Source organism: Azospirillum tabaci (assembly GCF_014596085.1).
Lineage (GTDB): Bacteria > Pseudomonadota > Alphaproteobacteria > Azospirillales > Azospirillaceae > Azospirillum > Azospirillum tabaci.
The window spans coordinates 16,542-41,303 of sequence record NZ_JACCJY010000043.1 but is presented as its reverse complement, the minus strand read 5'-3'; the positions used below and the strand labels follow the sequence as shown (position 1 = coordinate 41,303).

Annotated in this window: 20 protein-coding genes and 1 pseudogene; 12 read left to right on the top strand and 9 right to left on the bottom strand. The window is 66.0% G+C overall.

Features of this window, described 5'->3' with window-relative positions; genetic code table 11:
• Positions 1-2: 2 nt before the first annotated feature.
• The 3 genes and pseudogenes from H0B54_RS27120 to H0B54_RS27110 form a co-directional block, all read right to left on the bottom strand.
• A pseudogene (locus tag H0B54_RS27120) lies at positions 3-932 on the bottom strand (bifunctional enoyl-CoA hydratase/phosphate acetyltransferase); the annotation flags it as partial.
• Positions 933-974: 42 nt separating this feature from the next.
• Positions 975-1,451: a hypothetical protein gene (locus H0B54_RS27115; RefSeq protein WP_094306130.1), complete on the bottom strand. Its 477-nt coding sequence runs from the start codon at positions 1,449-1,451 to the stop codon at positions 975-977.
• A gap of 60 nt (positions 1,452-1,511) precedes the next feature.
• Complete coding sequence (locus H0B54_RS27110; RefSeq protein ID WP_246472870.1) at positions 1,512-3,734, bottom strand: DUF3141 domain-containing protein; 2,223 nt, start codon at positions 3,732-3,734, stop codon at positions 1,512-1,514.
• A gap of 962 nt (positions 3,735-4,696) precedes the next feature.
• Here H0B54_RS27110 and H0B54_RS27105 point away from each other — a divergent pair.
• The 3 genes from H0B54_RS27105 (at position 4,697) to H0B54_RS27095 (ending at position 6,337) form a co-directional block, all read left to right on the top strand.
• Positions 4,697-5,098: a Rap1a/Tai family immunity protein gene (locus H0B54_RS27105; RefSeq protein WP_188262911.1), complete on the top strand. Its 402-nt coding sequence runs from the start codon at positions 4,697-4,699 to the stop codon at positions 5,096-5,098.
• Positions 5,099-5,170: 72 nt separating this feature from the next.
• Positions 5,171-5,455: a glycine zipper family protein gene (locus tag H0B54_RS27100; protein WP_094306128.1), complete on the top strand. Its 285-nt coding sequence runs from the start codon at positions 5,171-5,173 to the stop codon at positions 5,453-5,455.
• A gap of 48 nt (positions 5,456-5,503) precedes the next feature.
• The gene (locus H0B54_RS27095; protein WP_211109589.1) at positions 5,504-6,337 is read left to right on the top strand and encodes an aminoglycoside adenylyltransferase family protein; all 834 of its coding nucleotides are present in this window, start codon (positions 5,504-5,506) and stop codon (positions 6,335-6,337) included.
• 56 nt (positions 6,338-6,393) lie between these two features.
• On the opposite strand, the gene H0B54_RS27090 is transcribed toward H0B54_RS27095, so the two are convergent.
• Positions 6,394-6,894, bottom strand: coding sequence for a hypothetical protein (locus tag H0B54_RS27090; RefSeq protein WP_094306127.1), 501 nt, complete (start codon positions 6,892-6,894; stop codon positions 6,394-6,396).
• Between the two features lie 263 nt (positions 6,895-7,157).
• A complete protein-coding gene (locus tag H0B54_RS27085) occupies positions 7,158-8,006 on the bottom strand; it encodes a DUF2092 domain-containing protein (RefSeq protein ID WP_188262910.1) in 849 nt (282 codons plus the stop codon).
• A gap of 732 nt (positions 8,007-8,738) precedes the next feature.
• Between H0B54_RS27085 and H0B54_RS27080 the strand changes: the two genes are divergently transcribed.
• The 3 genes from H0B54_RS27080 (at position 8,739) to H0B54_RS27070 (ending at position 12,835) form a co-directional block, all read left to right on the top strand.
• Positions 8,739-9,362, top strand: a complete 624-nt coding sequence (locus H0B54_RS27080) for a hypothetical protein (protein ID WP_188262909.1) — start codon at positions 8,739-8,741, stop codon at positions 9,360-9,362.
• A 120-nt stretch (positions 9,363-9,482) separates the two neighbouring features.
• Positions 9,483-11,396: an esterase/lipase family protein gene (locus H0B54_RS27075; RefSeq protein WP_188262908.1), complete on the top strand. Its 1,914-nt coding sequence runs from the start codon at positions 9,483-9,485 to the stop codon at positions 11,394-11,396.
• Entirely contained in the window at positions 11,393-12,835 is a 1,443-nt protein-coding gene (locus tag H0B54_RS27070; protein WP_211109588.1) for a hypothetical protein, read from the top strand. The genes H0B54_RS27075 and H0B54_RS27070 overlap by 4 nt, the downstream gene beginning before the upstream one ends.
• Positions 12,836-12,855: 20 nt before the next feature.
• Here H0B54_RS27070 and ppk2 read toward each other — a convergent pair whose 3' ends face one another.
• A complete protein-coding gene (gene ppk2 / locus H0B54_RS27065) occupies positions 12,856-13,686 on the bottom strand; it encodes a polyphosphate kinase 2 (protein WP_188262906.1) in 831 nt (276 codons plus the stop codon).
• A 126-nt stretch (positions 13,687-13,812) separates the two neighbouring features.
• On the bottom strand, positions 13,813-14,064 hold the full coding sequence (locus H0B54_RS27060) for a hypothetical protein (RefSeq protein WP_094306121.1): 252 nt from the start codon (positions 14,062-14,064) through the stop codon (positions 13,813-13,815).
• A gap of 518 nt (positions 14,065-14,582) precedes the next feature.
• Here H0B54_RS27060 and H0B54_RS30455 point away from each other — a divergent pair.
• The 4 genes from H0B54_RS30455 (at position 14,583) to H0B54_RS27040 (ending at position 20,457) form a co-directional block, all read left to right on the top strand.
• Entirely contained in the window at positions 14,583-16,460 is a 1,878-nt protein-coding gene (locus H0B54_RS30455) for a tetratricopeptide repeat protein (RefSeq protein WP_188262905.1), read from the top strand.
• 130 nt (positions 16,461-16,590) lie between these two features.
• Entirely contained in the window at positions 16,591-16,998 is a 408-nt protein-coding gene (locus tag H0B54_RS27050; protein WP_188262904.1) for an EF-hand domain-containing protein, read from the top strand.
• 268 nt (positions 16,999-17,266) lie between these two features.
• Positions 17,267-18,478: an HlyD family secretion protein gene (locus tag H0B54_RS27045; protein ID WP_188262903.1), complete on the top strand. Its 1,212-nt coding sequence runs from the start codon at positions 17,267-17,269 to the stop codon at positions 18,476-18,478.
• Positions 18,478-20,457, top strand: coding sequence for a glycosyltransferase family 2 protein (locus H0B54_RS27040; RefSeq protein ID WP_188262902.1), 1,980 nt, complete (start codon positions 18,478-18,480; stop codon positions 20,455-20,457). The genes H0B54_RS27045 and H0B54_RS27040 overlap by 1 nt, the downstream gene beginning before the upstream one ends.
• On the opposite strand, the gene H0B54_RS27035 is transcribed toward H0B54_RS27040, so the two are convergent.
• Positions 20,426-21,622 carry a cache domain-containing protein gene (locus H0B54_RS27035; RefSeq protein ID WP_246472868.1) on the bottom strand — a complete coding sequence of 399 codons (1,197 nt, stop codon included), beginning with the start codon at positions 21,620-21,622 and terminating at the stop codon, positions 20,426-20,428. The genes H0B54_RS27040 and H0B54_RS27035 overlap by 32 nt on opposite strands.
• Before the next feature lie 468 nt (positions 21,623-22,090).
• Between H0B54_RS27035 and H0B54_RS27030 the strand changes: the two genes are divergently transcribed.
• Positions 22,091-22,366 (top strand): hypothetical protein, encoded by a 276-nt coding sequence (locus tag H0B54_RS27030; RefSeq protein WP_188262901.1) that lies wholly within the window; start codon positions 22,091-22,093, stop codon positions 22,364-22,366.
• Positions 22,367-22,508: 142 nt separating this feature from the next.
• Here H0B54_RS27030 and H0B54_RS27025 read toward each other — a convergent pair whose 3' ends face one another.
• Positions 22,509-23,045 carry a response regulator gene (locus tag H0B54_RS27025; protein WP_188262900.1) on the bottom strand — a complete coding sequence of 179 codons (537 nt, stop codon included), beginning with the start codon at positions 23,043-23,045 and terminating at the stop codon, positions 22,509-22,511.
• A gap of 567 nt (positions 23,046-23,612) precedes the next feature.
• Here H0B54_RS27025 and H0B54_RS27020 point away from each other — a divergent pair.
• Positions 23,613-24,329 (top strand): LuxR C-terminal-related transcriptional regulator, encoded by a 717-nt coding sequence (locus tag H0B54_RS27020; protein WP_188262899.1) that lies wholly within the window; start codon positions 23,613-23,615, stop codon positions 24,327-24,329.
• Positions 24,330-24,762 lie beyond the last annotated feature (433 nt).

Below are 24,762 nucleotides of genomic sequence, written 5' to 3'. Positions count from 1 at the left end.
CCTCACCCCTTCACCGGCTGCTCGATCCGCTGCCGGTGCGCGTACAGCGCCGCCACGGCGCAGGAGGCCATGCGCGTCATGACGCTGTCGGCCCGGCTGGTCAGCACGATGGGCACCCGCGCGCCCAGCACGATGCCGGCGGCATCGGCGTTCGCCAGGAAGGTCAGGTTCTTGGCGAGCATGTTGCCCGCCTCCAGATCCGGCACGACGAGAATGTCGGCCTGCCCGGCGACCGGGGACGCGATGCCCTTGATCCTCACCGCTTCCGGGCTGATGGCGTTGTCGAGCGCCAGCGGCCCGTCCAGCAGGCCGCCGGTGATCTGCCCCCGGTCGGCCATCTTGCACAGCGCGCCGGCCTCGACGGTGGAGGGGATCTTCGGGTTGATGGTCTCGACCGCCGACAGGATCGCCACCTTCGGCTGGGGATTCCCCAGCGCCCGCGCCAGATCGATGGCGTTCTGGATGATGTCGCGCTTGTCCTCCAGAGAGGGCGCGATGTTCACCGCGGCGTCGGTGATGAACAGCGGCTTGGCGTAGGTCGGCACGTCCATGATGAAGACGTGGCTGATGCGCCGTTCCGTCCGCAGGCCGCTGTCCTTCCTCGCCACCTCGCGCAGCAGTTCGTCCGTGTGCAGGCTTCCCTTCATGAGAAGCTGGGCACGCCCCTGGCGCACCAGTTCCACCGCCATGGCGGCGGCGGCGTGGCTGTGGGGCACGTCCACGATCTCGTACGGGGCGATGTCGAGGCCGGACTCGCCCGCCACGGCCCGGATGCGTGCGGCCGGACCGATCAGGATCGGGGTGATGAAGCCCTGACGGGCCGCATCGACGGCGCCGCTCAGGGACGAGGCGTCGCAGGGGTGCGCCACCGCCGTGGAGACGGGGGGGATTTCGCGGCAGGCGGCGACCAGCCGTTCGTACTTTTCATGTCGATGCGGGGCATGTGGCTGGCTGCCGGCCATGACGCGCCCTCCTCACCAGCGCAGGTACAGCCCGACGTCTCCCGGCATTCCGCCGGGATAGTCCAGGATCTGCGCCCGCAGCTTGTAGCCCTTGGCCCTCAGATTCTTGTCGAAGACCTCGTAGGCTTCGCGGGCGTAGCCGGTCAGGGAATTCGGCCAGTCGGGCTCGAAATTGTTGATCGCCCGGCCGCCGTCGGTGCAGTAGCTGCTCGGAAAGCGCGCCACCTGGATTTCCTTCACGCCACGCGACGCGGCGTCGCGCACCGCGCGCGTGAACCGCTCCTTGGCATCGGGGCGGATGTGCTGGTTCATGAAGGCTTCGCGGACGGTGTCCTGTTCCTTCATGTGCTTCTTTTCCCGCTCCAGGGCCTCCTGGAGCAGCGCCATCTCGTGCTCCTCGGTGAGCTTCCGGAGTTCGTCGGGCGTGATCAGGTCGTCACCGATGTTGGAGACGGCCGAGGCCGCCTTGGTCTGATCCATGTTGCTCATGACGCGTTCCCCTTGCTTCTTGTCAGCCTTTCTTGTCAGCCCCGTGCATCGGCACCGGAGTCACTTGGCCTTCGCGGTGCGCATCGGCCTCTGCTGCGTGTCCGTCCTGCTGATGTCGGAGGCGGCCGTGCCCAGCGACGATCCGCCAGCCCCGGGCAGCACGCGCAGGGGCGGCTCGCGCTCCGCCTCGATCCGCTCCTCCTTGTTGTGCAGAAGGGCATCCACCTGCCGCAGGCGGGCGCGCTGGTCGGGAGTCAGCGGTCCGGATGCCTCCAGGACGCGTTCCGCCAGCGCCATCACCTCCTTGCGCTCCTTCTCGTTGGGCAGGAGCTTGGGCAGCGCGCTCATCGCCGCGGCTTCGTCCAAGAGCATCAGGAAAACCTGCTCGCGGAAGACGGCGCGGACGGCGTCCACGGACAGGTGTTGGGTGCCGGGGTGTTCCTCGCGGATTTTCCGCAGCATCTGGAAGGCGCGCTCGTCGAGGGCGCCTTCGCCGCGCCGCGCGTGGATCAGGACGCGGAACAGCGCCTCCCGCATCCCGCCTTCCTCCACGCGGGCCATGATTTCGGCCATCCGCTTCTCGACCAGGGCTTCGAACGCCTCGTCGCGGACGTGCGGCGGCCGCGCTTCCTCGCCCGGCGCGGCCAGCCCGACCAGGGCCTGAAGGAGCGGCGCGTTGTAGAGTCCCATGAACAGGCGCTCGACGGCGCCGTCCCGCATGTCCCGCCAGCGGTTGAGCCCCTGCACGATCTCGTCCGAGACGCGGTTCTGCACGCCCAGGTACGGGTTGTCCGGGCTTACCGGGCGGCGGTGCTCGCGCACCCAGTCGGCCATGGGCCCGACCGGCGCCATGAAGGGGTTGAGGTGCGAGAACAGATAGTACTGGCTGCGCGCCGGGTTTATCATCCGCAGCCATTCGGCGAAGGGCTCGTTGACGGCCGCCTGGATGGTGGGCCGCGCGAAGGTGGCGTACAGGCCCTTGTTGATGTCCGAGATGCGGGACACCGTGGCGAAGCGCCGGTCGTCCTCCGGCGTGTTGCCGCCGAGCCCGCGGATGTCGTCGAGGGTGCGCGGCTCGAACCGCGTCACGTAGTCGCCCGCGACCAGATCGGCGCCGGGGACGTTCGGGTCCTTCGGCTGGAGGATCATCTCGTAGAGACCGGGCGGCAGCAGGTCGATGAAGTCGATGTTCTCGACGAACTCCGACGTTTCCTTCCGGGCGACGCGGCCGGACACGAAGATGCCCAGGTGCCCGATGTCGTGATGGAGATTGTAGACGATGGTCTGCTCGTGGGCCCGGATGTCCTCGACGTCGCTGTAGAGATCGAGGATCCAGCCCAGCGCCTGTTGCGGCGGCGTGATGTTGTCGCCGAAGGACGCGAAGACGAGGATCGGCGAGCGGATGTTCCGCAAATCCAGCCGCCGCCCGTTCCGGACGATGCCGCCGCTGGTCATCTTGTTGCCGACGAACAGCTCGTCGGTGATGGCCTCGATCTCCTCCCCGTTCATCAGGAAGAAGCCGCTCCACCACTTTTCGAACTCGATGTAACGGTCCGCTTCCGTGTCGATATGGGCGTACAGGTTGTACGCCTTCTTCCAATAGGTGTTGGCCGGGTCCAGCTTCTCGAAATTGCCGACCAGATGCGCCCCGTCGAAGCGGCCGTTGCCGAGATCGCTGGCCAGGGCGGCGAGCCAGGCGCCACCATAGAGCCCGCCGAGGTAGCGCATCGGGTTCCGCCCCCTCACGCCGGCCCAGTAGGACAGCGGGGAGCCCGCGATGATGATCGGCCCCATCAGGTCGGGCCGGACCGCGCTCAGCGCCATCACCGCCCAGCCGGCTTGGCAATTGCCGATGACGCACGGCTTGCCGCCCGCGCCGTCGTGCAGTTTTCCGACATGCTCGATGAAGAAGGCCTCGGCTTCACCCACGTCGGCCAGGGTCTGGCCCGGCTCCGGTTCGGGATGGAAGCCGATGAAGTAGCAGGGGTGGCCGGCGCGCAGGGCGGCGCCGATCTGGCTGTCCGGCTTGAAGCCGCCGATGCCCGGCCCGTGACCGGCGCGCGGATCGACGATCACGAACGGGCGCTTGGCCGGGTCCGTGCCGACGGCGGGGTCCGGCAGGATGCGAAGCAGCATGTAATTGCACGGCCGCTTCAGCTTCCGCCCCTCCATCACGACCTCGTACGGGAAGGAGAGGACGGGCGGCTTTCCTTTATCGGCGTGGTCCATGAACTGGTCGCCGCGCCGCCGCAGGACATCCAGGAACAGGACCCAACGCTGCATGGCATCGACGCCGTAGTCGAAGGCGTCCTGAAACGGGTTGGGAAAGGCTGGAAACGGGTTGGGAAAAGCTGGTGTTGGCGGACCATCCGCACTTTTCCGGGCCGCCGTCTCTCCAACTGGCTTTGCCCCCGCCGGTTTTGCCGCGGTTCCGTCACCTGCAGGCTCGACGAAGGGATCAAGAAAGGGGAATGCCGCAGTCCAGGCGGTCATCCAGGTCGTCAGAGGCTGCGGTTCAGTCAGGGGACGCTCCCGCCGAGTCTTCATTACATGTCCTCTCTGGCTGTACGCTCTTGTGCCGGCGGTGCGTTTGCCGTGCCGACCGGTTTCTTTTGCATGCGCGAAGGCGTCGCAACGCTGGCGGCGCGGACAACCACCCATGATGAGAGCTAAGGGGCCGAGGCGCTGGCCGAGGCGCCGGCATTGACGTAGGGAACCCTGCACCAGACCACCCGCCGCGTTGAAGCATGCAACTGTTGGCCTTGTTACCGTATCAAGCCACACTCCCTTGGTGGCTCATCCCCGAAATAGGGTGGCGGCATCGTCTCTCGGCGCAGATCACGGCTCCAGATTTCCTGTAAAAAATTTCAATTATGAATAAAATCAAACAGACAACCCTTGGTAGGCTTTTGCTTTCGAGGTTTTTAGGCGCATTTTTTCTTGTTAGAAGAGATTAGGTTTTCTGCGTGGCATCAATTCCAACCACCCGCTGGTGTTTCGGACAGAAGACTGCCTTCTTCGTATGATCGATACGGTGGGCGTTACCGTAGCATGACTGCGTTTTGGCTTGTAGAAATGCTACTTTTCTAAGCACAGTGTTTTGCGAGTTAAATTGTTCCCCCGACCTCTGCACCCTGTCCATCCGATCGGCTGTCCATCGATTGCGTGTCGGACCGGCCGGTTCGTCGGGGAGTCGTCTCCTCGTCCAGGAAAAAGCTGTCCATGAAAAGCGCTGGGAGCAAACCATGAAACACCGAACCAAGGTCGCTCTGGCCGTTGCCCTAACGGCGACGGCGATCACCGCCGCGAACGCGCAGACGGGGCCGACCGCCACGGAAACCAATTTTCAGGTCCGGACCACGGGCGACCTCGTGCGGCTGTGCGAAGCCACGCCAAGCGACCCGACCGGCATCGCGGCTCTCCATTTCTGCCACGGCTTCGCCGTCGGCGCCTATCAGTACCATCAGGTCGTGGCGGCCGCCGAAGGCAAGCGCCAGCTGGTGTGTGCGCCCACTCCGCCGCCGTCGCGCAACGACGCTGTTTCCGCTTTCCTCACCTGGGCAAAGCAGAACCCCAGGCAGATGGACACGCCGCCGGTGGAGGGGCTGTTCCGCTTCCTGTCCCAGCGTTACCCCTGCGGCGCCTGATCCCGCCGGCATCCGATTCCTCCGTTGCGGTCCACGGTCTTTGATCAAAGGCCAACCAGGATGGGAAAGACCATGAAACTCACGCAACTCCTCCGTGTTGCCGTCGTCGCGCTTCCCCTTGCGGCTTGCGCCGACATGTCGCCGACCCAGCAGCGCGCGCTCACCGGCACGACCGGAGGCGCCGCCGGTGGAGCGCTGATCGGCGCCATAGCCGGCAACGCCGGCATGGGCGCGGCCATCGGCGCGGGCGCCGGTTTGGCTGGCGGTCTGCTCTACGACTATCACAAGCGGACCGAGGCCTCGGCCTACCAGCGCGGCGTGCAGCAGGGATCCACCCAGCGAAGCGGCACCCAGTGACCGCTCCGCAGCCCCATCGGCGCGCGGCGGTCCTCCGCCGACGGGAACGTGGCTGACATTCTGATCGCGATGATTCCGTCGCTGGCGCATGAACCACGATCCTGCGAGCAGACCGTCGCCGCCGCAGCGGTTGTTCGCGACGTTCTCGGCGACGCTGCCTCAGCCGCGTATCTCTATGGTTCGGCGGTCGCGGGGGGCCTGCGCCCGAACAGCGATCTCGACATCCTCGTCGTCACCGATCGATCGCTGTCCGACGATGAGCGCGTTGCGATCATCCGTCAGCTTTTGCCGATCTCGGGAAGCGTCGCCGTCGGCAGGCCGGGCCGCCCCATCGAACTCACCATCCTCGCCCGCCCGGCCCTGATCCCATGGCGCCACCCTGGCGGCCTTGAGCTTCAGTATGGCGAATGGTTGCGTGCCGAGTTCGAGCGGGGTGACGTGCCCGAATGGCCATGCCGAGATCCCGACGTCGCGGTTCTGATCGAAACCGCCCGCCGCGCAGCCCTGCCGCTCTTCGGCCCACCCGTCGCCGCTGTGCTCGATCCGGTGCCGCGCGCGGATCTTGTCCGGGCCATGGTGGACATGGTGCCGATCCTGATTCCGGGAATCGAAGAAGGGGACGACAGACGAAACGGGCTGCTGACCCTGGCGCGAATTTGGACGACGCTCACGACCGGCGAGATCCTCCCGAAGGATCGGGCCGCCGATTGGGCACTCGCGCGTCTGCCCGAGGAGCATCGGCGCGTTCTGGCGCACGCCCGAGCGGCCTATCTCGGTGAGGAGCGGGAGGATTGGTGTGATCTTGCGCCGAGGGTGCGGCCGCATGTCGACCACGTCACCGCACGCATTCGCACCCTGACGTCCGGGACATCACCGGCTTGACTGATCGGCGGGCTGGCAGGGCGGACGCGCCCGCGCCATGACCACGCCCGGAACGATCAGTATCCGGGAGGCGCGGTGACGGTGACGTAGGTGACGTTTCCGTCCACGTAGCTGCGGTTGTACCAAGTTCCGCCGCAACCGTAGTAGCTGACGCCGCCATACGGCACGACGGTGGGCGTGCAGGGAAGCACCGTCACGTAATTGGGACCCGCCGTGGCGGCACCGGCGATGTAGCCGGCGGTCGCTCCCACCGCCGCACCCGCAAGGGCCCAGCCCCAATCGTCGTCATCGTCGTAATAATGATGACCGTCCCAGTTGTTGGCGATGTTCTGCGCCGCGTAGGCCCGCGATTCCGTGCGTTCGGTCTGGCCTTGCTGGCGGGCTTCCGTGCGTTCGGTCTGGCCCTGCTGCCGCTGTCCCTGCCGTTCGGTCCGCTCCTCCTGGGCCGAACTGCGCGTGTCGGCCCGGGCTTCCGTGCGCGTCTGCTTCGTCTCGGCGCGCTGCGTGGAACGCTCCGTAGCGCCGGACTGCCGGGACGCCGTCTGAGCGGAAGCCATCCGGTCGCTCGACCGCTGGGTGGCACCGGCCTGACGGGCCCCCACTCCCGCGGTGGATCGTTGAGCCGTTGATCGTTGAGCCGTCGATCGTTGAGCGGAAAAGCCGCCCCCCGCCGCCGGACCGGACCGGGAAAAACCTCCGCCCCCCCCTCGGCCGCCGCCTCCACCGCGACCGCCGCCGCGGGCATAGGCCTCCGCGACCGATCCGACCACCAGAAGCAGGGATGCGGCGATGGAAAAGGCGATCCGTGACGACGACCTGTTCATTTCGGCGCTCCTTCCGAACTGCCGGCCGCGGTCCGGCGGACACGGATCATGACCGGGATGCGTTCCGCACCGTCCGGAGGATGGAAGGCGAGCTGCGCCGGCTGGAGGTCCGGGTTGAGGTTCCAGTCGGAGAATTCGGCCCGGTATTGCGGTTCGCCCTCGTCACCCTTGTAGGTGATGGTCACGCGCTGCGGCAGGGGCGGGCCTTCGGTGGCGATCCAGATCTGGAAGTCGACGTCCTCGGTGCGCCCCGCCAGGTGATCGGAAGGCACCGCCGTGAGCATGTCCCGCTCCACATAGTCGAGCGTTTGAAGGCGTTGCTCCAGTTCATCCGGCAGCGTGCTGACCAGCAGCAGCGCCAGCGGCAGCCGCACCTGAAGATCCTGGACCAGATAGCGCACGGCGTCATCGATGGTGCCGGCCCGTTCGATCTGGGCATAGACGTTCTCGTCCGCATTGAACACGGAGATCGCCTTGCCGTCGAACGTCACCAGCGACCGCTTCCCGTCGCTCTCCTGCGCTTCGACCCGCAGCCCGTCGGGACGGTTCAGGGTAAGGGCGCGTCGCTCACCGAACGTGATCTTCTCCCCCGTGTCCTGAACCACGTCGTAGCTGGCCCGGATGGTCACGGTGAAGCGCTGGGCCTGGGCGAGCGTCTCGGCCATGCGCGTCAGAACGGTCATCGCCTCGTCGTCGATCAGCGCGTCTTCCGGCTCGTCCTGCTCGACCGCTTGCGGCGGGCTGTCGGACGGCGGCGCCTCGGCTGCGAAGGCCGGCCCGACCAGGGCGAACACACAGAGCATCGGGCACAGCGCCGACCGCATCAGCCACCTGGGTCCGTTCATCGACATCCCTCCTGCCCCGGCCTCCTGCCCCGGATGCTGCGTCGGCGGCATCGGTGAAAGGCCTCGGAATGTAAGGCCTGGGAAAACGGTATTCGAAAACGGCATTCGTGATCCCTGGCCGTGATCCCCGGCCGTCGTCCCCGGCGCGCCTGTTCATGCTTCCGCGAGTCCGACTGCGGAGATCATTGAGCAACATGGAGCGGAGCCATTGAAAGTAGCAGCCGCGTACAATGAAGGCCGCTACGGTATCGCTGCCCTGAGTGGCCGGTGCGCCCGCGAGTGTGCCCGCCGCGCGGAAGGAGGCGTAGGGCGGGTCGAGGCGCTGCCGAGGCTTAGCTGGACAAAATCACCGATCGACCGTCCGCTCCCTTGCGACCGGGGGTATCGACGGCGGTTGACGGCGGTTGACGGCGGTTGCGCGTGGTGAAGGGCGGCGAAACACCGTCATTGTGCCAAGTACGCTACCGTAACATCCATTACGGTAACCGGGACCGCGGAAGCCGTTCCGATGCTTACGCTCGTCGCCGGGCCGGGCGTGTTCTGAACAGTCGGCCCGACGGCAGGGATCAGCGAAAGCCAAGCTACCGTAGAATACTCGTCAGAGACGGCATCTCGGGCTACAGGACTTGGCTGTGGACAACAACGCACCACACCGGACAGCCCCAGATCCGCACTCCGACTTCGCGCTTCGAAGGCGGCGCCGGGGCATGCCGGGCAAGACAGGAGGACAGCATGAAGCGTCGTGCAACCTTGCCAATGGCCACCGCCACCGCAGTGGGCATCCTCTGCGGCGTGCTCCTGGCCCCGGCCATCGCTCCGCATCCGGCGGCGGCGCAGAACAGGCCCGTTCTGACGAACGTCATTCCGGAAAGTGCCGCGGTCACGCTCCACGCGAAAATCACGGCCATCGACGCGGCCAAGCGGAAGGTCACGCTGACCGGACGGTCGGGCACGCCGGTCACCGTCATGGCCGGGCCGGCGGTGCGCTTGGAGATGCTGAAGGTGGGAGACACCGTCGACGCGCAGTTCTACCGCTCCGTGGCCTTCATGGTGTCCCAACCCGGCACGCCCGTGCCCGAGGATGAGGTCCAGCAGGCGGTCGCGCGCTCGGTCGAGGCGCCGGGCGGCATCGGCGTGCAGGTGACACGGCTCAGCGGCCTGGTCGTCGGCATCGACCTCGGCGCGAACAGCATCGACCTCGTCAATCCCAACGGCGGCGAAGTCTACACCGTCAATGTGACGGACCCCGCCCGTCAGGCGAAGCTTCCCTCGCTGAAGGTCGGCGACACGATCACCGCCGTCGTCAGCGAAGCCCTCGCGGTGTCGATCGAGCCGGCGCGCAAGAGCTGGTTCTGAACGGCGGTCGCCGCGAACGCATTCGGAGGCTGTGCGCTGAGAACACGGGCGGAGGGCATGGGAGTGTACGCAAGCCATGATGCCCGGCCGGTGGCGACGGGTGACGCAGGAGGCTGCGGGATGAGGCGGCCGCCCTTTCCGAGAAGCTTCGCCGTCGCGGTCCTGCTGGCCGGGACGCTCCTTGCCGGGGGCTGTGCGACGGCGGTCAGTGTCGAGCGCGTGGACCATGGCACCGTCCATCGGCAGCTCACGCACAACGTCCTGTCGGCGCACGCAATCAGCGATCCGACCCACAACGTGCTGCGCCGGTGGTCCTTGGAGGACCGCTTCCTGACGCAGCCGGAAAACGCCATGGCCGACCTCCGCGCGCTGGTCACGCAGGGGCATGGCGGCGCCGACGAGATCTTCGCCCTGGCCGAGATGTCGTTCCTGCACGCCGAGGAGCGGGGAGGCCCGGCCTATTATCTGGCGTCCGCCCTCTACGCCTATGCGTTTCTCTTTCCGGGAGGGGTGGACCAGCCGCCCAGCCCCTTCGATCCACGGTTCCGGTTGGCCACCGACCTGTACAACCGTGGCCTGACCTCCGGGCTGGCAACGGAAGACAGAACCGGCATCGCCATTCGGGAGGCGCGCCACCCGCTCCCGTTCGGTGAGCTGGATGTGGCCTTCGATCCTCGGGAACTGGTGTGGGGCGGGCGCCAGCTGACCGGTTTCTTTCCGGTCGCCGAGTTGCAGATTCATGGCCTCGACGCCCGTTATCGCCAACCCGGCATCGGCGCTCCCTTGGCGGCGGGGACCACGCAGGGCACCCTGGCGAAGGGCTTCCAGGTCGCCCCACGCGTCAAGACGCCCGTGACCGCGCTGCTGCGCATCCCCGATCCCCGGCGCCAGATCACGGGCGGGCAGGTGCGCGCGCAGCTCGAACTCTACCCATCGTCCGAAACCGAAGCGGTGCTGATCGACCGTCAACCGGTGCCGCTGGAGGTCGAGCACACCGCCACGCTGGCCTACATGCTGGATGGGATGCCGGTCTGGGAGTTCGAGTTCGGCGGCTTCCTGCGTGGCGGCCTGCTGGACAAGATGCCGTCCCGCCTCGTCGCGATGGAACCCTACCGGTCCGGCCGCATCCCCGTCGTCTTCGTTCACGGGACGGCATCGAGCCCGGTGCGCTGGGCCGAGATGCTGAACGATCTGAGAAGCGACCCGCGCATCCGCGACCGCTTCCAGTTCTGGTTCTTCAGCTACGAGACGGGCAATCCCGTTCCCTATTCCTCCCTGCTGTTGCGCGACGCGCTGCAGGAGGCGGTGTCCACCCTGGACCCGTCCGGGCGGGAACCGGCGTTGCGCGAGATGGTCGTCATCGGGCACAGCCAGGGTGGCCTGCTGACCAAAATGACGGCGGTGGACACGGGTCCCCGACTGTGGAACGCGGCGTTCCGCAAGCCGCCGGACCAGCTTCAGCTCGACCCGGAAACGCGCGACCTGCTGACACGCGCCCTGTTCGTGCAGCCGGTTCCGTCGGTCAAGCGCCTCGTCTTCATCGCCACGCCGCACGGCGGCAGCTATGTCGCCGGCAACCGCATCAGCCATCTGGTCGCAAGCCTTGTGCGGTTGCCGGGACGCCTTCTGAGAGTGAGTTCGGAAATCGGCAGGCTGGACAACGCCAGCACCACGCTTGCCGGACAGACGGGGTTTGGCAGCGTCCATGCCATGACCCCCGGCAGCCTCCTGGTGCAGACCCTGGCGCGCACGCCCATCGCAGCGGGGGTCAAGGCGCACTCGATCATCGCGGTGCGCGGCGACGGGCCGGTCGAAACCGGCGACGATGGCGTCGTGGAGTATAAGAGCGCCCACATCGACGGAGTTGAATCCGAATATATCGTGCGTTCCGGTCACTCGACGCAATCCGATCCGCGCACGATCGAGGAGGTGCGCCGTATCCTTCTCCTTCATTGGGACGAGTCCTGCACGAAACGCAACGACTGCGGGCCGCCGGGCGCCGGCGCCCCGCGCGTCGCGAGCCGAACCCGATGATGGTGGCCCCCATGATGGGCTTGGGGCGCGTCGTTTCCATTCTCATTCTGTCCGGCCCCCTGCTGTGCTCCGCGCCTCTACGGGCGGACCTGAGGGTGGATGAGGCGCCATGGCTTCCTGTCTCGCAGGTCATGTCCGAGCTGGCCCGGAACCCGGATTTCGTGGAGGCCCTGTACCGGCGCCTGGGACGCGATCCGAAAGCGGGCGGCATTCTGGGGCCGGATGAGATCAAGCGGCTGCGCGAAATGATCCTTGGCAAGGATTTCGAGGGCCTGGACCGGTTTCCCGGACTGACGGTGCAGGGAATGGGCCGGTCCGTGCGGCTTGCCGGGGCAGTGATGGACCGGTCCAGCGACGATGGCCTCCCACCCGAGCCGGCAACGGACGGGGCGGCCGCCGATGAGGAGCTGGGCATTCCCGCCGTCGGCACCCCTCCGGCGCCGGATGCCTATCTGCGCCCGCTGGGCTTTGGGTTGGAAGCCGGCGACCGCGTCGATCCCGCGCTGGCCGAACGCTACGCCGATGGCCTGCGTTTGGCCGAGCTGCTCAACCGCCTTTCCCTGAATGCGCCGGACGGCGGAGGGCGCTACCGGGTCACCCTTGACGGCCGTAGGTTGGACACGCCCCGCGCCCTGATGGAAACGCTGGCGCGGGACGGGCACGACGTGGAAGTCCGCGATTCACGCTATTTCGCCAATTTCGGCGACCTGATCTATCATGGCCGCGACGTCCTGACGCCGTTCTGGATCGACACCCAACTGCCGGTCCCCGGGACGGACCGCACCCTTCTGGTTCCGGTCAGCCATTCCCAGCACGAACTCGTCGTCCGCGGCCCCGTGGTCAACGCGGATCTGTCCTTTTATTTCGGAATCGATGGCCAGGCCGTGTTCCGCCCGAGCGTGACGCGCGATCAGGCCTGGGTCATGGGCAGGGTGGCGCACCGCTACCGTGGGAAGGATGCGATGGAGGTGATCCGCCTTGCCGGCGTCATCGTGCGCGCCTACGACGCGATCAAGCGACGCCATCCGGAGCTTCCGTTCGGCGGCTACTACGCGCTGGGCGTCTGCAACGACGTGAACGCGATGATTGAGCTGCGCATGCGGGGCGCGACGACCCTGTTCCCGCTGACGCTCGATCCGCAGTTCTTCGCGGACGAGGGCGAGGTCGGCCGGCTTGCCGAGAGCCTGCCGTTGGACAGCCGGTGGCGGGCGGTGGCGGACCCGCGGCGCATTCTGGGCTCACTCCCTGTGGACGACCTCGCCGCGCTCCCCCTCCCCTCGCTGAGGGATGATGTGAAAAAGGTCCGCGCGGCGTTGGAAAGCGACCGTCCCTCACGGTACGCGGCCGGCGACGTCGCCCTTCTGGGTGCCGTGGCGGCCGTAATCCTCGTGGCCGGCCTGTGGTCCGTTCGTCTGTGGTTCGTTCGGGAGCGGCGCTGACCAAGGATGACCGTTCGGCTTCACCCCGTAGGCCATTGCAGCTCCGGAATGACCTTCAACGCGTAGTTGGGGGCCTCGTAGCCGTCCGGGTCCTGGCGCTTGGGCAGCTTCACGGTTTCCCTGGGCAGCTCTTCGTAGGGGATGTGGTCAAGCATGTGGCGGATGATGTTCAGGCGCGCCCGCCTCTTGTCGTCCGACCGCGCGACGAACCACGGTGCCCAAGAGGTATCGGTCTCCGCGAACATATCGTCGCGGGCGCGTGAATAATCGTACCAGCGGCCGTAGGACTTCAAATCCATCGGCGACAGCTTCCACACCTTCCGCCCATCGTTGATCCGTGCTTCGAGGCGGCGTGTTTGCTCTTTCGGACTGACTTCGAGCCAGTATTTCAGCAGAATCACCCCGGACTCGATGATGGCCTTCTCCACTTGCGGGACGGCGTCGAGGAACCGCTTCGCCTGCTCCTCGGTGCAGAAGCCCATCACCCGCTCGACCCCGGCGCGGTTGTACCAGCTCCGGTCGAAGATGACGACTTCCCCGGCGGCCGGCAGATGCGGGATGTAGCGCTGGATGTACATTTGCGACTTTTCGCGCTCGGTCGGCGTCGGCAGGGCGATGACGCGGAACACGCGCGGACTCACGCGCTCCGTGATGGCCTTGATGGTTCCGCCCTTGCCGGCGGTGTCGCGCCCCTCGAAGACGACACAGACCTTCATGCCTTTGTGAACAACCCACTGTTGCAGCTTCACCAGTTCGACATGAAGCTCCGCAAGCGCGCTCTCATAGTCCCGCCGCTTGAGCTTTGATTGCGTGCACTCCACGCGATGGGTGGTCTTCAGTTTCTTTGCCATGCTCATCATCCTCGCGGAGGGGTGTTCGCTGTGATCCGTGACGGGACTGGCGGTTTATTGGCCGACTCGGCGGCAGGCACGGCGGCAGACACGACGGTAGACAGGGCGGACAGGCGCAGTGGGTGGTCATACACCATCGATTCGGTTCTGGAGTTCGAGCAGGATCTCCTGTTCGAGGTCCACGATGAGATCGCGGCACGCGTCGGCACGTTTCGAGCGTCGCCCGCTGTTCGACGCTTCCCATCCCCGCAAAATCTCGACGGCTTCTCCGTAGTCCTCACAGAGGCTGCGAAAGAACCGATTGTCGGCGCTGTGCTGTTTGATCATCCCTTCCAAATCCGGGAATCGCTCCACGACGTGCCGTAGCTTATCCGACATTGGCGTGTCTCCCCGGTTCTGGAAGAGCGCCGGGGTGCCTGCCTTGTTCCGGACTTTGCTCCTGACCAACCTGCACCGGATCGTCCGCCGCCTTGAAGCGTGAAACGGTTGGCTTTGATACCGTAACAGGTAAACAGAACGGCTTCACGTGCTGCACAAAAAAGGTAAGAGCTATCATTTCGGAGGAAGTAATGAAGCCAGGGCGTGGGCGTGAAGTGGCTATACCATCAGTGAGTGTTCCAGTCTCCATTTCTTCGGAATAAACTGCGCCCTGCCCTTGTCCGGCATGGTTTTCTGCAATGATCGCACTCGCCGTTCATGCGCAGAAACTTGTTGTGCATTCGAACGAATTTTCTCGATGTTGTGTCGTGCGCCTCGTGATCATGACGTCTACTGCTTCCAGCGCCTGGCCCCAGCGCCTGGCTAATGTAGACCGTCCCGGCATGGACCGCATGGTGTAGCAACCCCTTGCCCTGTGGGCACGGCTGCCGGATGGACTTAACGGAAGGAGGGCGCTCGTGCTTCACGCCTCCGACGAACCACAGAGCACCGATTTACCCGCGTCCACCATCACGGCACCGCTCATCGATGCGGCGCTGGCGCGCGTGCTGGCCAGCCGCAGCCTGCGTGGTTCCGCCCGTGGCCGCCGCTTTCTGCAGTTCATCGTGCAGGAGGCCCTGGCCGGGCGCGCCAATCGCATCAAGGCCTACACCATCGCCATGGACGTGTTCGACCGCGACGCCAGCTTCGACCCGCTGCTCGATCCGGTGGTCCGCATCCAGGCGGGCCGTCTTCGCCGCGCCTTGGAACACTATTATCTGACCGAAGGCGCCGCCGACCCCTTGCGCATCGCCATTCCCAAGGGCGGCTACGTTCCCCGGTTCTCCCTGGTGCCGGTCACTGCCGGCACCGACCTTCCAGACGAAGCCTCCGGCCCGGCGCCGGCGCCGACCCGTGAAGGGCTGGACCCACCCCGCGCGCCGCTGTTCCTCGGACGCCCTATCAACCAGCCGCTCCGCTGGCTGGCCGTCGCGGCCACAGTCATGCTTCTGGCCTTGGTCGGCCTGGGGCTCTTCGCCGGGTGGCGCGGCATCGCCCCCGACCCGTCGAAGAACGCCCTGGAGCGCGCCACGGAGCCGGCCACGACACAACGAGCGGTGCGCGGCCCGGCCCTGTTGGTTCTGCCGTTCACCAACGGCTCCGGCGATCCGGCTCTCGACCTTGTCGCCGATGGCATCACCGAGGATCTCGTCGCGGCGCTCGTCCGCTTCGAAGACTTTCTGGTCTTCGGCGCCGACACCAGCTTCCGCTACCCTTCGGCGCCGGCCCTGCGCGAGGCCGCGCCGAACACCCGTGTCGACTACATGCTGAAGGGCAGCGTCGCTCAAACCGGTGATTACATCCAAGTCACGGCCACGCTGATCGCGGCCAAGGATCATCGCTACCTGTGGTCGGACAGTTTCCGTCGCGCCGTCACGCCGAGCAGGCTGCTGGATCTGCGCCACGACATCGCCGTTCAGGTCGCCCGTACCCTGGCGCAATCGGACGGCGTGATCGAGCGCGAGGAAGCGCGGTTGAACGCCCAGCATGCGCCACAGGATCTGTCGTCCTATGCCTGCCTTCTGCGCACCCGGCAGTATTGGCGCCAGTTCAACGTCGCCCTCCACGCCGAGGTGCGGGATTGCCTCGAACGGACGACCAGAAGCGACCCCGGCTATCCGGAAGCCTGGGCCGCGCTCGCCATGATCACCATCGACGAAGCCCGGCTCGGCTTCAACCCCAGTCCGGCGCGCCCCAATCCGATCGATGACGGGCTGCAAATGGCCGAGCGCGCGGTGACGCTGGCTCCGGACAGCGCGTTGTCCCATCAGGCGCTTGGGCTTGCATGGTGGTTGCGCCGGGAGCCGCAGCGCAGCATCGCCGCGTACGAACAGGCGCTCGCGCTCAACCCAAACGACAGCGCGATCCTCGCCGACCTCGGGCGCTGCTACAGCTTGACCGGCGAGTGGGAGCGCGGAATTCCGCTGATCCGCGAGGCCTTCACGCGCAACCCGGCGCAGCCGAGCTGGTACCGCATTGTGATCGCCACGTATCATTACGTGAATGGTCGCTACGACGACGCGCTCGAGGAGATGCGGCGGGCCAATCTGGGGCGGGAGGTCATTCTTGGCCACGTCGCACTGGCGATGATCCACGGCCAGACCGGAAACCGGGCCGAGGCGGCGAAAGCGGTTTCCGAGATCCTGCGGCTCGACCCGAACTTCCCGATCAAGGCGATCTCCGAATTCGAACGTCGCAACATCCACCCGAACATCATCGTCCGGATCGTTGACGGCTTGCGCAAGGCCGGTCTTGCCATTCCACCGCCGCAGATGGCCGACGGCGAGAGGCTCTGAGAGCCGTGATGCAACGGGGCGTTACTGTAGCATTCCCGAAAGCGGCCCCATGCTACTTCTGAAACGACGCTGGCTTGCGGCCCGATACCGGGAGAAGCAGAACATCCCAATCCGAAAGGGGAGATCGGCCATGGCCGCGACGGCGCGAATGGCGTTCATGTTGATGGTGACTCTGGCGGCGCTCGCGCACATCGTGACGACCGCGGCGGCGGCTTCCGCGGAAAATGCACGCGACGCCAGGATCTTCGAACTGCTCGACGACAGTCAGGACGGCAGTGTCTCCATGACGGAATTCAAAAACAACCAAATGCTGGTGTTCTATATTCTGGATCGCAACAAGGATCTCGCCTTGACAGCCGGTGAAACCCATCTGCCTGCCGACGTCTTCGCGAGCATCGCCGGAAATGACGGCAAGATAGACACTCTTGAGTTTCTTGATGTCGTTGATTCGGCCTTCAAGCAGGCCGACACCAATCAAGACGCCCTCCTTGATCGGCAGGAATTCATCGCGCTGCTGAATCGTATCCGGAACCAATGAGTGAGCTGGTGGTGGAGATCCGGCCACCGCTCCACGCGACGTCCGCAGCGCCGCAAACGCTGCGACAGAACCGCATGGCACAGCACCGGCCGTCACGTCGCCGACTGCTTGGCTGCAGAAAACGCTCTATTGATTACAACAACATACTCTCAACGGATCATTGCAGGGATGCAATATCCAGGAGGGATCCTGGCCGATAACAGAATTTTAGCAACTTCCATGCGACAAGTCTCGGGTGCTTTTAATTGCCTTAAGGGCAGCTCCCGTCATGCGCAAACTCTTCAAGCTCGCCGCCGGCCTCGTGGTCACCGGGGTGGCCGGCTATATCGTCCTTGCGGAAGGCGTTGCGGTCGTCAGTGCCGATGCGGTCGTCAACGCACGGGTCGCCGTAGTGCGCGCGCCCATCGATGGCCAGCTTTCTCTGCAACCGCGCGCCATCGGCGAACGGGTCCAGCGCGGACAGACTCTCGGCAACCTGACGGACATCCGCGCCGACGACGCCCGCCTGTTCGATCTGGAACGTGTGGCCGGCGCGCTCGATACCGACATCGGGCGCATCCAGGCACAGATTGCCAGCATGACGACGAGCGCGGCCACGCTGCGCGAGCGCACCGAAGCGTATCGCGACGGGCGCATCCGTCAGCTGAAGGCCCGGATCGACGAACAGCAGGCCCTGCTGTCCAGCGCCAAGGCGCAGTCGACCGAATCCACCGCCGCCCTGAAGCGCGCGGAGGAGTTGAGGGTCAACGGGGTTCAGTCGGTGGCGATGCTGGACAAGGCCCAGGCCGCGCATGAGGTGAACAGCTTGAACATCCGCGCGGCGACGGCCCGCCTGGATGTTCTGCGCACCGAGTTGGAGGCGGCTTCCAACGGCACGTTCCTCGGCGACTCCTACAACGACACCCCCTACTCCAGCCAACGGTCCCAGGAACTGGATCTGCGTCTCGGCGAATTGTCCGCCGAGCTTCAGGAACGCACCCAGCGCCTGACGAAGATACGGGAGCTGATCGCGCTCGAGCGCCAGCGGGTGGCGAAGCTCCGCGACGCCTTCCTGACCTCTCCGGTGGACGGGCTGGTGTGGGAAGCCCCCCTGGGCAACGACGAGCACGCGCGCAAGGGGCAGGACCTGCTGCGTCTGCTCGACTGCTCCACGGTCATCGTCACCGCCAGCGTCGCGGAGAGCGACTACAACCGTCTGAAGGTCGGCGATCCGGCGCAGTTCCGGTTGTCCGGCACCAACCGGGTCTTCAGCGGACAGGTGCTGCGTCTGGCCGGCTCGGGCGCCGCGACGGTCTACAACAACCTCGCCATCGCGCCGGGCGCGGACCATCTGAAGCGCTTCGACGTGGCGCTGGCGATCCCGGACCTGCTGAAGGACGCGGAGGCCGGCTGCGCCGTCGGCCGGACGGGCAAGGTCGTCTTCTCCGGCACGCCGCGCGATCTCCTGCGCACCGTCGGTTCCTGGCTGGGACTCGCCTGATGGTGCTCTCGCCCTTCGAGGCGAGCTTCGCGCCGGCCCTTCTGGTCTGCGGCGCGGCGCTTGCGATCCTGCCCTTCTGCCGGCCGGACGACAGCCGGGTGAGGGTCGTGCTGTTCACCCTCTGCATCGTGCTGGGGTGGCGCTACATCGCCTGGCGCTTCGCCGAATCGATTCCGCCCCTGGCGTTCACTGCCGAGGCGATCGGCGCCTGGTCCTTCGCCCTGCTGGAGGCGGCGACCACGGTCAGCTCGACCTTGGCCTTCGCGCTGATGTCCCGGGTCAAGAACCGCAGCGGCGAGGCCGACCGGCACGCCGGCTGGTGGCGGCCGAATGACCCGCCTCAGGTGGACGTGCTGATCACCACCTACAACGAGGAAGAGGCGATCCTGGCCCGCACCATCGGCGGTGCTCTGGGCATCGAGCATCCGAGCCTGCGGGTGTGGGTGCTGGACGACGGCAAGCGGGACTGGCTGCGCGATCTCTGCGCGCGCAAGGGCTGCCATTACCTGCAACGGCCGGACAACAGCCACGCCAAGGCCGGCAACATCAACCACGCGCTGAAGCATCTGGCGACGCTCCCCCGGCAGCCGGACTTCATCGTCGTTCTCGACGCCGACTTCGTGCCGCACTCCAACTTCGTCACCCGCGCCCTGGCGCTGTTCCATGACCCATCGGTCGGTCTGGTGCAGACGCCACAGCATTTCTTCAACCCCGATCCGATCCAGTCGAACCTGCGGATCGGACGCGCCTACCCGGACGAGCAGCGCTTTTTCTTCGACCATCTGCTGGCGTCCCGCGACGCCTGGGGCATCCCCTTCTGCTGCGGCACCTCGTCCATGATGCGCTGGGAAGGGCTGCAGGCCATCGGCGGCTTTCCGACCGACAGCGTGACAGAAGATTTCCTCGTCACCATCCGCTTGAAGGAACGCGGCTGGCGCACCGTGTACCTCAACGAACGGTTGAGCGACGGGCTGGCGCCGGAAGGGCTGAAGGAGTACGTCACCCAGCGCGGCCGCTGGTGCCTGGGCATGATCCAGATCTTCCGAGGCCCATCCGGCCCTTTCTCGAAGAATCCCCTCAGTCTGATGGACCGGGTGGGACTGATCGACTCCTTCCTCTATTGGGGAATCACCTTCCCGTTCCGCTTTGCCTGCCTGTTCGCGCCGATCCTGTACTGGTGGTTCGGGATCAGCATCGTGAACGCCACCGCACCGGACGTCATCACCTATTTCGTGCCGTACTTCCTGGCCGCGATGATCGCCCTGAACTGGACCACCCGCGGCCAGATCATCCCGCTGCTGCATGACGTCAGCCAGATGCTGACGATGTTCGAGATCATCCAGGCGGTGGCGGTGGGTCTCGTCAAGCCGAAGGGGCACAAGTTCAAGGTCACGGCCAAGGGTGGGCAGCGCGACCGGGTGACCGTCCAATGGGGCATGATGCGCCGGTTCGGGCTTCTGGCCGCGGCGACCGCGGGGGGCATGATCTACGCCGGTCTGGCCGACTACGCCCCCCAGGGCGGTGCCGGCGACGGCAAGGTCATCGTCCTGTTCTGGAGCTTCTACAATCTGGCGGCCCTGGCCCTGGCGATGGCCGTCTGCATCGAGTTGCCCCGCTACCGGCAGGACGAACGGTTCTGGACCGACGAGCAGGCCGACATCGAACTGGTCGGCCAGGAGACCCCCGGCCGGACGCGCCGTATGCGGGTTCTGGACATTTCGCTTGGCGGGTTGCGGATGTGGGGGGTGATCGATGCGGTGCCGGGGGCTCCGGTCCTTGTCCACATCGAAGGGGTTGGGCCGGTGCAGGCCGTGCTGGTGGGACAGGCGGACGGCGCTTTCACCCTGCGCTTCATCGAGGATGCACAAGTCCGCGACCGCCTGGTCCGCAAGCTCTATTCCGGACGCTACAGCGGCGGCGCCCGGTCGATCAGCCTGGAAAAAATCCTCACGGGGCTGCGGGCTCGCGCGACGCGCTGACCGGTTCCGCACTTGCGGGGGCGGCCGGCGCGTCCGGCCGCCGGGCGGCGAGCGTCAAATCGAGCGCCATGGAGAGCTGGACGAGGCTGGTCGACAGGCTCGTCGCCTCCGCGAAGGCCCGCGTGGGTGGGACCGGCGTCGCGAGGTCACCTTGGCTGAGGCGCTGGGCGGCTTCCGCCAGCACCCGCAGCGGACGTGACAGGCGCCCGGCCCACACCCAGCCGGCCACGAGGGCGAGGACAGCCATGACGAGGCTCGCGAACAGGATGCGGTGCTGGAGCGCGGAGACGTCGGCGAGAGCGGCATCGGCGTCGTGGCGGACCAGAACCACCCAGCCCAGGCCGCGGTACTCGCCTTCACCGCGGGTCGGAGCCACGGCGGTGAAGTAGCTTTTTCCGTCCGGCCAGATTTCCTGGACGGTCTTGGTGACCCCCTGCACGCCGGCGCGCACGCTGGCGAGGTCGAGCTTCTGGCCTTGCAGGTCTTTTGGTCCCATCAGAACGACGCCCTCGCGGCTCAGCACGAAGGCGTCCATACCCGGCTTGTCATCGCTGCCGCGGTGCAGAACGGATTCGGCAACCTCGTTGGCCCAGGCCCAACTGAGATGCGCGCCCAGGACGCCGAGCGGCATCCCGTCCTTGCGCGTCAGCGGCATGGCGATGTCGACGAAGCGCAACGGCTCGCCGTTGGGCGCCGGCGGCAGCTTCTGGGCCAGCAGAAGCGCTTCGTGCAGATCCCCGGCGAAGGGCGCCTGCGTGCCGGCACGGAACCAGGGCCGGGCCGACACGTCGACGCCCTCAAGCAGCCGTTGCGAGCTCACCACCACCCGACCACCGGTTTCCGCGGCGCCGATCCAGGCGTAGATGGGCACGTTCCGCTTCAGCGTGTCGAGCTGGTTGCGCAGATCATCCGTCTGATCCAGAGAGCCCTGCGCATTGATCATCGACGCGACCAGCGTCATGTCGCGCCAGCGTTCGTGCATGCCCAGGTCGAGCATGCCAGCGATCCGGGTGCTGACGTCCAGCAGATGCTTGCCCGCTTCCGTACGGACACGCTCCCCGACGGAGCCGCTCGCGTAGAGACCAACGACGACGCTGGGAACGATGCACAGTCCGACGATGCCCAAACGGAGGATGGCGCCAAGGGATTTCGGCCGCTTCGTCATACCCGGACCTCTTATCGGCATGAGTTTCCCTGGGAGATCATTGCCGAAAGATATCTAAATACCGTTAATTGCAAATCCCCTCAGCTGAGGCGGTCCCTGAGGCAGCCCTTGTTTCCCGGACAGTTTGGCGGCTGAGCCAGCTTGGTTCAGGTTCGCGCCAGGCCGCCAAGCCGATCCAGTCCGGTCTTCGACATCCGTCGGCCCGACCGAACCCGCTGGAAATCCGTTGACATCATGTCGTCTCGGCCGGGGGTTTGATGATCCGTCGCCGCAACGGGCCGTTCGTTTGCGGAGATCCGGAGCGAGGTCTGGCGCGAAATCAAGCCAATTGTGGAGCGTGCCTTCGCCGGCCAGTCGACCCGCGTCAACCACTGCCCGCTGATCGTCGACCGATCCGGCGAACCGGAGCGGGCTCACTCCACACTCACCGGCACCCCCGTTCGCGCTGCCGGTGGAACGGTCCTCGGCGTGATCCACACCGCCGTTGAAACCGACATCCCGGTGCACGCCGGGGCCGCGTCGCAGGACAGCGAGGCGCGGTTCCACGCCTTCATGACGGCCAGTTCGGAGGTGGTCTATCGGATGAGCCCGGACTGGACACGGATGCGCCAGTTCAACGGCCGGGGCTTTCTCGCCGACACGGCCGAGCCCACGGGGCACTGGATGGAGCGCTACATCCACCCCGCCGACCAGGCCACCGTCCAGGCTGCGATCCGACACGCCATCGGAACCTGCACGAGTTGATGACCAACGCGTTGAAACACGGCGCCTTGGCGTCGTCCGGTGGGGGCCTGTTCATCACATGGGGCAAGCGCACCGAGGGCGAGCAGGCGTGCGCTGCACCATCGAGTTGCCACCCGCCAACCGATGCTCGGACCGGGATGGTTCAATCGCGTTTGGATTCGCTGCGCTCCCGCAGGATGCGGTTCTCCTCGATCAGGTTGCGCGTCTTGAGAAGCGTTGCCACGGCGCGTGAGAAGGTGTCGTTGTACGGCAGCGTGCTGGTCCCCGGCTCCGGCCGCACCGGCCGGCCGGAGAGCGCGGCTCTGAGACCGGTGAGCAGCGCGGTGTCACGGAATGGCTTGTCGATGCGGTGTACGGCCCTCCAGGGATCGGGGATCGCGTTTGCGGCGAAGCCGGTGACGAACAGCAGCGGCACACCGCGAGCCTGGAGCGCTTCGGCCAGCGGGTAGACGAGTTCGCCACGCAGATCGATGTCGAGCACCGCGGCGTCCGGCCGATCGCCGGCGCCGGCCAGCAGAGCAAATCCCGCCTCCAGCGTGGCGGCGGGACCGAGGAGCACGCAGCCGGCCGCCTCCAGCGCACGCACGATCTTGCCGGCGATGAGGCCACGGTCCTCCACCACCAGGATTCGCAGCCCCGTCAGCGCACTGGCCTTCGCATTGCTTGCCTGCCGTTCCATGGTCCCTCCACCGGATCGACATCCGACCACACCGCGCAATCCAAGCCCCTCTTCCAACAGGTGGGAAAGGCCCATGTTTCCGCATTGATCGCTCGGCTCTTGGCCACCCTGCCGAGAGCCGGCGCAGAACTGAGCTGTTGTCTGCGGCTTGAAACGAGCGATTGTGAGCCGGCCTCCATGCGCTTCACGCAACGCCACTGCCACCGATGGCATAAGGGTCCGGGCCTCCTCAGCGTCCCTGACGAGTTGAAGGCCGACAACAGGTGACGCTGATAACAGGTGACCCCGACAACAGGTGACAGGGGGAGCCGGCGACGAAGCGGGTCATAGCACACCGGCCGACATGCCGCGCGGCTTCCCTCACCACACCCATCGCGAAACCGGCTCGCCAGTCACCATCAGCGGTAGCCGCAAGCTTTTCAGCATTTTCGTAGACCGCCTGTCAGCACCACGAAAATCGTCCGCTGGCCCGGTGCCTATTCGCCTTCATGAATGTTCGACTCCCATGAGCGTGGCGACATCAACCGGTCACCATATTCCATAAGGCAAAGAGCGGGAACGACAGCGATGCAGCAAAGGCAATTTGATGTCCCGTCGACCTTGGACATTAAGGCCGACGGGTCGCAACATATTGACGAATCGGCGCCACGCTTTCTTGTGGTTGATGACCACGCTCTGATGCGGCATGGCCTGAAACTCGCGCTCAAGGTGCAGTTCCCCACCGCCACGGTGATCGAGGCCGGCTCCCTGAGCGAGGCGATGAGATGCGCGCGGTCGGCTGGTGATCTGTCGGCCGTCCTGTACGATCTCAAGTTGAGCGATGCGGAGGGTTTGGCGGGTCTGAAGGAAATGCTCCGATGGTTGGGCCGCGTTCCCCTGGTGGTCGTCTCGGGAACCCTCGACAACAACCTGGTCGTCTCCTGCATCCGCGCCGGGGCCCGAGGTTTCGTGCCCAAAGGCGCCGACGCCGAGGTGTTCGAGCACGCCCTGCCCATCATCATGGGTGGAGGGCTCTATGCACCCTTGCCAAGCGCTCTGTCGCCTCAACCTGACACGCTTTTCCAAGAGCCCTCGCCGGCACCGGCGCCTTCCGTGCACGATCTGACCGACCGCCAGCGCGAGATTCTCCAGCTTCTGCTGCAAGGGCAGTCAAACAAGGAGATTGCCCGCTCGCTCGGCATTGTGGAAGGCACCATCAAGGTGCATCTGCGCAGCATCATGCAACGACTGGGCGTCCGCAACCGCACCCAACTCGCGGTGATGGTGGAAAAGTCCGGCCTTTGAGCGGATGACGCCGCCCGGTTGAAATCAGATTGTCGTCCCAGGGTGGTTTCGCGGGCGCTTCGGAGGGCCGGACACGGCTTGGCCGGTGCGCCCGGCGAGACGCTTGGTTTTCGCGGTTGGGACCGCGCGCAGTTTTGCTGAGCGGCACGAGCGGAGGTATGAGATGGCCAAGCGAAGATGCAATCGCGGCGCCCCGACGGACCTGTCGGGGCGCCGCGCTGCACGGCTGACGGGAGCATTCACTCAGGAACAAGCACGTTGTGAAGCGTGCAATCAATCAACACGTCAGCGACGCGCAGATGCACCGGTTCAAAAGGCATATCGCGTCCGGGAAGGCTTCCGGCTGCTCGCACCTCCCGTGGCCGCTTGTTTCGAGTTCGATCTGCCCCGCCACGTGTCTTGTGCATCACTGACTGACCAAGACACCGGCCGT

Excerpts from the sequence above, each read along its gene's own strand:
- H0B54_RS27115 (WP_094306130.1), bottom strand. The coding sequence starts at position 1,451 with ATGAGCAACATGGATCAGACCAAGGCGGCCTCGGCCGTCTCCAACATC.
- H0B54_RS27110 (WP_246472870.1), bottom strand. The coding sequence starts at position 3,734 with ATGCAGCGTTGGGTCCTGTTCCTGGATGTCCTGCGGCGGCGCGGCGAC.
- H0B54_RS27105 (WP_188262911.1), top strand. The coding sequence starts at position 4,697 with ATGAAACACCGAACCAAGGTCGCTCTGGCCGTTGCCCTAACGGCGACG.
- H0B54_RS27100 (WP_094306128.1), top strand. The coding sequence starts at position 5,171 with ATGAAACTCACGCAACTCCTCCGTGTTGCCGTCGTCGCGCTTCCCCTT.
- H0B54_RS27090 (WP_094306127.1), bottom strand. The coding sequence starts at position 6,894 with ATGGCTTCCGCTCAGACGGCGTCCCGGCAGTCCGGCGCTACGGAGCGT.
- H0B54_RS27085 (WP_188262910.1), bottom strand. The coding sequence starts at position 8,006 with ATGAACGGACCCAGGTGGCTGATGCGGTCGGCGCTGTGCCCGATGCTC.
- H0B54_RS27080 (WP_188262909.1), top strand. The coding sequence starts at position 8,739 with ATGAAGCGTCGTGCAACCTTGCCAATGGCCACCGCCACCGCAGTGGGC.
- H0B54_RS27075 (WP_188262908.1), top strand. The coding sequence starts at position 9,483 with ATGAGGCGGCCGCCCTTTCCGAGAAGCTTCGCCGTCGCGGTCCTGCTG.
- H0B54_RS27070 (WP_211109588.1), top strand. The coding sequence starts at position 11,393 with ATGATGGTGGCCCCCATGATGGGCTTGGGGCGCGTCGTTTCCATTCTC.
- ppk2 (WP_188262906.1), bottom strand. The coding sequence starts at position 13,686 with ATGGCAAAGAAACTGAAGACCACCCATCGCGTGGAGTGCACGCAATCA.
- H0B54_RS27060 (WP_094306121.1), bottom strand. The coding sequence starts at position 14,064 with ATGTCGGATAAGCTACGGCACGTCGTGGAGCGATTCCCGGATTTGGAA.
- H0B54_RS27050 (WP_188262904.1), top strand. The coding sequence starts at position 16,591 with ATGGCCGCGACGGCGCGAATGGCGTTCATGTTGATGGTGACTCTGGCG.
- H0B54_RS27045 (WP_188262903.1), top strand. The coding sequence starts at position 17,267 with ATGCGCAAACTCTTCAAGCTCGCCGCCGGCCTCGTGGTCACCGGGGTG.
- H0B54_RS27040 (WP_188262902.1), top strand. The coding sequence starts at position 18,478 with ATGGTGCTCTCGCCCTTCGAGGCGAGCTTCGCGCCGGCCCTTCTGGTC.
- H0B54_RS27035 (WP_246472868.1), bottom strand. The coding sequence starts at position 21,622 with ATGACGAAGCGGCCGAAATCCCTTGGCGCCATCCTCCGTTTGGGCATC.
- H0B54_RS27025 (WP_188262900.1), bottom strand. The coding sequence starts at position 23,045 with ATGGAACGGCAGGCAAGCAATGCGAAGGCCAGTGCGCTGACGGGGCTG.
- H0B54_RS27020 (WP_188262899.1), top strand. The coding sequence starts at position 23,613 with ATGCAGCAAAGGCAATTTGATGTCCCGTCGACCTTGGACATTAAGGCC.